Source organism: Rhodoplanes roseus (assembly GCF_003258865.1).
GTDB lineage: Bacteria > Pseudomonadota > Alphaproteobacteria > Rhizobiales > Xanthobacteraceae > Rhodoplanes > Rhodoplanes roseus.
Genome location: NZ_NPEX01000051.1, coordinates 9,087 through 16,225, shown reverse-complemented (window position 1 = coordinate 16,225; position 7,139 = coordinate 9,087). Strand labels below are relative to the sequence as shown.

The 7,139-nt window shown below is 70.3% G+C and carries 6 protein-coding genes; 5 read left to right on the top strand and 1 reads right to left on the bottom strand.

Going from position 1 to position 7,139, the window contains the following annotated elements; translation table 11 throughout:
* Window positions 1–193: 193 nt before the first annotated feature.
* The 4 genes from CH341_RS10020 (at window position 194) to araD (ending at window position 5,437) form a co-directional block, all read left to right on the top strand.
* Window positions 194–1,195 carry a zinc-dependent alcohol dehydrogenase family protein gene (locus tag CH341_RS10020; RefSeq protein ID WP_111418902.1) on the top strand — a complete coding sequence of 334 codons (1,002 nt, stop codon included), beginning with the start codon at window positions 194–196 and terminating at the stop codon, window positions 1,193–1,195.
* A gap of 281 nt (window positions 1,196–1,476) precedes the next feature.
* Window positions 1,477–2,190 carry an HAD family hydrolase gene (locus CH341_RS10015; protein WP_170149564.1) on the top strand — a complete coding sequence of 238 codons (714 nt, stop codon included), beginning with the start codon at window positions 1,477–1,479 and terminating at the stop codon, window positions 2,188–2,190.
* A 432-nt stretch (window positions 2,191–2,622) separates the two neighbouring features.
* Complete coding sequence (locus tag CH341_RS10010) at window positions 2,623–3,582, top strand: Bug family tripartite tricarboxylate transporter substrate binding protein (RefSeq protein WP_245430978.1); 960 nt, start codon at window positions 2,623–2,625, stop codon at window positions 3,580–3,582.
* Between the two features lie 124 nt (window positions 3,583–3,706).
* Window positions 3,707–5,437, top strand: coding sequence for an L-arabinonate dehydratase (gene araD / locus CH341_RS10005; RefSeq protein WP_210208241.1), 1,731 nt, complete (start codon window positions 3,707–3,709; stop codon window positions 5,435–5,437).
* 9 nt (window positions 5,438–5,446) lie between these two features.
* Here araD and CH341_RS10000 read toward each other — a convergent pair whose 3' ends face one another.
* Window positions 5,447–6,637, bottom strand: coding sequence for an MFS transporter (locus CH341_RS10000; RefSeq protein WP_111418890.1), 1,191 nt, complete (start codon window positions 6,635–6,637; stop codon window positions 5,447–5,449).
* Window positions 6,638–6,796: 159 nt separating this feature from the next.
* Here CH341_RS10000 and CH341_RS35800 point away from each other — a divergent pair.
* On the top strand, window positions 6,797–7,139 hold a 343-nt coding region (locus CH341_RS35800), incomplete at its 3' end, for an MBL fold metallo-hydrolase (protein WP_245430977.1).

The following is a 7,139-nucleotide window of genomic DNA, read 5'->3' as shown; positions in this document are numbered from 1 at the left end:
GTCCGGGAGGGCGTGACAGCGTCTCCGGTGCGTGGGGTTTTCACCCCACCCCGATCGCGAGCTGCGCTCGCGCCCGACCCTCCCCCTCCAGGGGAGGGTGGATACAGCGAGCCGCCCCTTGCACCGCGTCCCCGCCAGTGTCACCTCCGGAGCATCAGAAGACATCCCGGAGGTCGCGATGCCGGGCGAGACGATGCGCGCCATGGTGCTGGAGCGGCCCGGCACGCCGCTGGTGTTACGCGAGCGCGCGGTGCCCCGGCCCGGCCCGGGCGAGATCCTGCTCGCGGTCTCGGCCTGCGGGGTGTGCCGCACCGATCTCCATGTCGTCGACGGCGAGCTGACGCATCCGGTGCTGCCGGTCGTGCCGGGGCACGAGATCGTCGGCCGCGTGCTGTCGCTGGGCGACGGCGTGGCCGGCTTTCACCAGGGGCAGCGGATCGGCGTGCCGTGGCTCGGTGCCACCTGCGGCACCTGCCCGTATTGCCGCGACGGCCGCGAGAACCTGTGCGACGCGCCGCGCTTCACCGGCTACACGCGCGACGGCGGCTACGCGACCCATGCGGTCGCCGATGCGCGCTACTGCTTTGCGCTGCCGGACGGCATGGACGATTGCTCGATCGCGCCGCTCCTCTGCGCCGGCCTGATCGGCTGGCGCAGCTATCGGATGGCGGGCCAGGGCAGGGCCGGTGACGGCGGGGCGATCGGCCTCTACGGCTTCGGCGCCGCCGCCCACATCCTGGCGCAGGTCGCAGTGCAGCAGGGGCGGCGCGTTCACGCGTTCACCCGCCGCGGCGACACCGAGTCGCAAGCGTTCGCCCGCACGCTCGGGGCCACCTGGGCGGGAGCCGCCGACGAGCCGCCGCCGGAGCCGCTCGATGCCGCGATCGTCTTCGCGCCGGTCGGCGCGCTGGTGCCGGCCGCGCTCGCGGCGGTGCGCAAGGGCGGCCGGGTCGTGTGCGCCGGCATCCACATGTCGGACATCCCGTCGTTTCCTTACGCGCTCTTGTGGGAGGAGCGGCAGATCCTCTCGGTCGCCAATCTGACCCGCGAGGACGCACGAGAGTTCTTTTCGGTGGTGCCGCGCCTCGCCCTGCGCACCCGGGTGACGCGCTATCGGCTGGACGACGCGAATGCCGCGCTGGCCGATCTGAAGGCCGGACGGCTGCAGGGCGCTGCGGTGCTCCAGTGCTCCTGATTTGATAAAATGCATTTGAATTCAAGATCGAGAGCCCGTGTGAAGGGAAAATAATCGTCGTTCCGGGGAACCCCGACGGCCCGAGACGGTTGTCTGTCGGAGTATCGCCGGGTCGTACATGCGGGGTTCCGCTCCTCGCATCGCCAGTGAACTCATCAATCTTCAGGGCGGGGGAGCGGACGAGGGAACGCATGGCTGTTGCGCGCAGGATTCGTCGACGCGGCTGGATGAACGCCGCCAACAAGAGCAATCAGACAACGACGACGGAGCCGAGGAGGCCGGTGGTCCGGCATCTCGCCGTCAGGTCGCGCACCGCCGGCTCGCTGGCGGAGGCGAAGGCCTACGTGTTTCACGTCGAGGGCACGCTGGTCGACACCGTTCTGCCGTCGGTGAACTGCTGGCTCCAGACGCTGGCGGAGTTCGGCCAGGTCTTCCGCACCGCCGACGTGCATCGCTTTCACGGCATGGACTCCGAGGATCTGCTCGATCGCCTGCTGCCCGAAGGCGCGGCGCGCGAGAACAAGGAGTTCATCCTCGCGAAGTATCGTTCGCGTTGGGCGACCGAGGTGCTGCCGACGCTGCGGGCCTTCCCCGGCGTACGTGAGCTGATCGGCGAGCTCGTCGCGCGTGGTGCGAAGATCGCACTGGTCTCGACCGGCGGTGCCGAGGAGGTCGCGCATTATCGCACGCTGCTCGGCGTCGACGATCTCGTCGAGGTCGTGGTCTCGGGCGAGGACGTCGCCCGCGGCATGCCGCATCCCGATCTGATCGCCGCCGCGCTCGACAAGCTGGGCATCCGCCAGCCCGGCGACGCGCTTCTGGTCGGCCACAGTCCCTACGACGCGGAGGCGGCACACGCCGCGCACATGCGCTCCGTCGGAATGCTGACCGGCCTGTTCGCCCGCGCCGATCTGGTCAACGCCGGATCCCAGTCGGTCTTCCTCGATGCGAAGAGCCTGCGGCAGGCCCTGGCGACCCCCGAGGTCGCCGCCTGACGGCGGATCAGACGACCTGGTGATCATCGATAAGGCCCCCGCGGATGCGCTCCGCGGGGGCCTTTTTTGTTTCTGCTCCCGTCGCGGCCCATAGAGATCTTGCCGGCGAGCCGGACGCACGCATAAGCTTCGTGACCAAGCAAAAGAACGCCCGGCCGAATGCGAGCAGCAGCGGACCGCGGCATCGAGGGAGCGTCCATGGCCCGCCGCAGTCGCCCGACTGTCCGCTGTCGTACGCGCGCGCGTCCGACTGCGACGACTTGCGCTTCCGTGATCACCGGTCGTTCACGCTTCGACGAAGGGTTGGTTGTTCGTCACGCGTGACGCCGCCTAGGATTGCAGAAAAGAGCCGGCGAATCGGCCCGTGAGGCATGGCGCAGTGCGCCGCACAGGAGGAAGGCAATGCGGGTTCTCGGACGTTTCGGATCTGGCATGGCGGCGCTCGCGATGGTCGCGAGCCTCGTTGTCGGCGGCACGGCGCTCGCCGACGAGGCGAGCGACTATCCCAACCGGCCGGTGCGCTGGATCGTGCCGTATCCGCCGGCCGGCACCACCGACATCGTGGCCCGCATCGTCGGCCAGTATCTCTCCGAGGCCATGGGCCAGCAGTTCGTCGTCGAGAACAAGCCGGGCGCCGGCAACAATATCGGCACCGAGCTGGTGGCGAACTCGGCCCCGGACGGCTACACGCTGCTGCTCGTCAATCCGGCGAACGGCATCAACGCCACCCTCTACAAGAAGCTCTCGTTCGATTTCCTGCGCGACATCGCGCCGGTCGCCGGCATCGTGCGGGTGCCGAACGTGATGGAGGTGAATCCCAACTTCCCGGCCAAGACGGTGGCCGAGTTCGTCGCCTACGCGAAGGCCAATCCCGGCAAGGTGAACATGGCCTCGTCCGGCCACGGCACCTCGGTGCATCTCTCCGGCGAGATGCTGATGGCGATGACCGGCATCAAGATGACCCACGTGCCGTATCGCGGTGCCGGGCCGGCGCTGACCGACCTGATCGGCGGCACCGTGGACGTGATCTTCGACAACCTGCCGTCCTCGATCGAGCACATCCGCGGCGGCAAGCTGCGGGCCATCGCGGTGACGACCGAGAAGCCGTCCGATCAGCTTCCGGGCGTGCCGACCGTCGGCGAAACCGTGCCGGGCTACGAGGCGAGCGCCTGGTTCGGCATCGGCGCCCCCAAGGGCACGCCGCCGGCCGTGATCGCCAAGCTCAACCGCGCCGTGAACCAGGCCCTGGCCGATCCCAAGCTGAAGGCGCGCCTCGCCGAGCTCGGCGGTGCGCCGATGGTCGGCACCCCCGAAGACTTCGGCAAGGTGATGAAGGACGAGACCGAGAAGTGGGAGAAGGTCGTCCGCTTCTCCGGCGCCAGCGTGGATTGAGCGGCCGCATCACGCGTCCGCACGGAGGCGGAGCGGGATGCGGGACTCCCGGTGGGATTTCCGGATTGCGCTTCGCTCCGTCGGGGCTACGGTTGGGGCCTCCTCATCGACCCGCCGGGTTCCCGTGACATCTCATCGCAAAACTCCCGAGACGCTGCGCAGCCATCGCTGGTTCGGCGTCTCGGATCTGCGCTCCTTCGGCCACCGCTCGCGGCTGCGCCAGCTCGGCTACGATTCGGCCGACTGGGTCGGCAAGCCGGTGATCGGCATCGTCAACACCTGGAGCGACATCAACCCCTGTCACGGTCATCTGCGCGAGCGCGCCGAGGACGTGAAGCGCGGCGTGCTGCAGGCCGGCGGCCTGCCGATCGAGCTGCCGGCCATGTCGCTCGCCGAGCCGATCGTGAAGCCCTCGGCGATGCTCTACCGCAACTTCCTCGCGATGGAGACCGAGGAGCTGCTGCGCAGCCATCCGATCGACGGCGTCGTGCTGATGGGCGGCTGCGACAAGACCACGCCGGGCCTGCTGATGGGTGCGATCAGCATGGGCCTGCCGGCCATCTACGTGCCGGCCGGGCCGATGCTGCGCGGCCACTGGCGCGGCGAGACGCTCGGCTCCGGCGCCGACGCGTGGAAGTACTGGGACGAGAAGCGCGCCGGCACTATCGGCGAGGCCGAGTGGACCGAGATCGAGGGTGGCATCGCGCGCTCCTTCGGCACCTGCATGGTGATGGGCACGGCCGCCACCATGATGGCGATCGCCGAGGCGCTGGGCTTCACGCTGCCCGGTGCGTCGTCGATCCCGGCCGTCGATGCCTCGCATTCCCGCATGGCCGCAGCTTCCGGACGGCGCATCGTCGACATGGTGTGGGAGGATTTTTCGCCCGCCCGCATCCTGTCGTCCGCGGCCTTCGACAACGCGATAAAAGTCCACATGGCGATGGGCGGCTCGACCAACGCCATCATCCATCTGGTCGCCATGGCGCGCCGCGCCGGGCTGACCATCGACATGGCGCGCTTCGACCAGATCTCGCGGGAGATTCCCGTGCTGGCCAATGTCCGTCCGTCCGGCCAGTGGCTGATGGAGGACTTTTATTATGCCGGCGGCCTGAAGGCGCTGATGGGCGAGCTGCGCGAGGCGCTCGACCTGTCCTGCGTCGGCGTGTCGGGACAGCCGCTCGGCGCCGTGCTGGAGGGCGCCCGCGTGCATCGGCCCGACATCATCCGCACGCTCGCCGATCCGGTCTCGCGCGCCGGCGCCACCGCCGTGCTGATCGGCAATCTGGCGCCGCGCGGCTGCGTGATGAAGCCGCCGGCCGCCGACCCGCGGCTGCTGAAGCACTGCGGCCCGGTGCTCGCTTTCGAGAGCTACGACGAGATGGCCCGCGCCGTCGACCGCGACGATCTGGACGTCACGCCCGATCACGTCCTGGTGCTGAAGAACGCCGGTCCCAAGGGCGGCCCCGGCATGCCGGAGTGGGGCATGCTGCCGATCCCGAAGAAGCTCCTGCGGGCCGGCGTGCGCGACATGGTGCGGGTCTCGGACGGCCGCATGAGCGGCACCAGCTACGGCGCCTGCATCCTGCATGTCTGTCCCGAGAGCTTCGTCGGCGGCCCGCTGGCGCTCGTGCAGACCGGCGACCGCATCGAGATCGACGCCGACGGGCGCAGCATCCACCTGCATGTCGGCGAGGAGGAGCTCTCCCGCCGCCGCGCCGCCTGGACCCCGCCGCCGCCCCGCTACGAGCGCGGCTGGGGTGCCATGTACTCGGCCCATGTCGGCCAGGCCGACGAAGGCTGCGACTTCGATTTTCTGACCGGCACGGCGCCGACCGCCGAGCCGGAGATCCATTGAGGCGATGGTTCATTCGCCGCGCGGCCGCAGCAGCGGCAACACGAGGAGGACGAGCAGGTTGGAGCCGAACATCAGCGCGAAGGCGGCGTCGTAACCGCCGAGCCGGTCGAAGCTGATGGCGCCGAGCCAGGCGCCGAGCCCGCCGGCGATGTGGTGCACCATGGTGATCAGGCCGGTGAGCCCGCCGAGATGGCGGCTGCCGAAATGCGTCGCGACGAACACCACGGTGAGCGGCGCCGTCACCGTGAAGGTGGCGCCGAACACCAGCGCGAACACCGCGACCGACAGGGTCGACTGGTCCACCATGATCAGCCCGAACACCGCGATCCGCGCCACGAAGGAGGCGGCCGCCGGCCACAGCGGCCCGGCGCGGTCGCTCCAGGCACCGGCCGCCATCACGCCGAGCAGCGAGGTGAGGCCCATGACGGCCAGCAGGTTGCCGGCCAGATAGGCGTCGAGGCCGCGGTCCTGCGCGAACGCCACCACATGGGTGGAGACGAAGAAGTCGTCCAGCCCGCAGATGGCGTAGACGGCGAGCAGCGCCCAGAACGGCCTCGTGCGGGCCGCCTGGCGGATCGAGAGGCCCTGCGCGGCCCGCTTCGTGTGCGCTTCGCCGCCGCCTTCGCCGCCCCGGATCGCGCCGAACAGCAGCGGCAGCAGCACCAGATGGGCGGCGCCGAGCCACAGGAACACCGAGCGCCAGCCGATCGCCACCAGCACGGCGGCGAGCGCGGCGATCATCACCAGCTGGCCGAGGCTCATGCCGGCCGTCACGGCGGCGTTGGCGAGCCCGGTGCGGGCCGGGAAGGCGCGCGTGACGAGCACGCTGACCGGGATCAGCGAAGCGGCGCCGTTGCCGGCCGCGAACACCACCCCGTAGAGCAGCAGCGCGTGCCAGGGCGCCGCCATCACGCTCATGGCCCCGATGCCGAGCCCGGCGACCAGCAGGCCGCCGGCCAGCACCAGGCGCGGGTTGGCACGGTCGGAGAGGCGGCCGGCCAGAAACATGCAGGTCGCCGACACCACCTGGAACAGCGCCACCGCGGCGCCGAGCTCGGATCGCCCCCAGCCGAGGTCGTCGACCACCGACTTCAGCGTCAGGCCGATCGCGAACCGCGCCCCGCCGCCGACGAACAGCACGGCGAAACCGGCGACCAGCACCATCAGGGCGCCGGCGGGAAGAGATTTTCGCGCGAGCATGGATCACCACGGGGGGAGGACGGGCGCACTGCGAGTCGGCATCCTGCCAGACCGGCGCACGCTCAGGAATCCCTTGGCATCTGCGCCGCGACCGCTTACGTCAGCCGGCGCGCCGCGGTTCGACCGTCCGGCGCGGCGCCGTGGCGACAGGACCCCCGCATGAGCAGCAACGACATCGTCTTCGACAAGAGCTTCGACCTGCCGGCCGGGCAGGTGGAGGAGGTGGCACCGGGGGTGCGGCGGCTGCTGTGCGACAATCCGGGCCCGTTCACCTGGAAGGGGACGGTCAGCTACATTCTCGGGCGCGGCAAGGTCGCGATCGTCGATCCGGGGCCGGACGATCCCCGCCACATCCAGGCGCTGCTCGACGCCGTTCGGGGCGAGACCGTCACCCACATCCTGGTCACCCATACGCATCGCGACCACTCGCCGGCCGCGGCGGCCGTGCAGGCGGCGACCGGCGCGCCGACGCTCGCGGAAGGGCCGCACCGGGCGGCGCGGC

Bases quoted from the DNA above. Each gene is read 5' to 3' on its own strand.
- CH341_RS10020 (WP_111418902.1), top strand. From the start codon at position 194: ATGCGCGCCATGGTGCTGGAGCGGCCCGGCACGCCGCTGGTGTTACGC.
- CH341_RS10010 (WP_245430978.1), top strand. From the start codon at position 2,623: ATGGCGGCGCTCGCGATGGTCGCGAGCCTCGTTGTCGGCGGCACGGCG.
- CH341_RS10000 (WP_111418890.1), bottom strand. From the start codon at position 6,637: ATGCTCGCGCGAAAATCTCTTCCCGCCGGCGCCCTGATGGTGCTGGTC.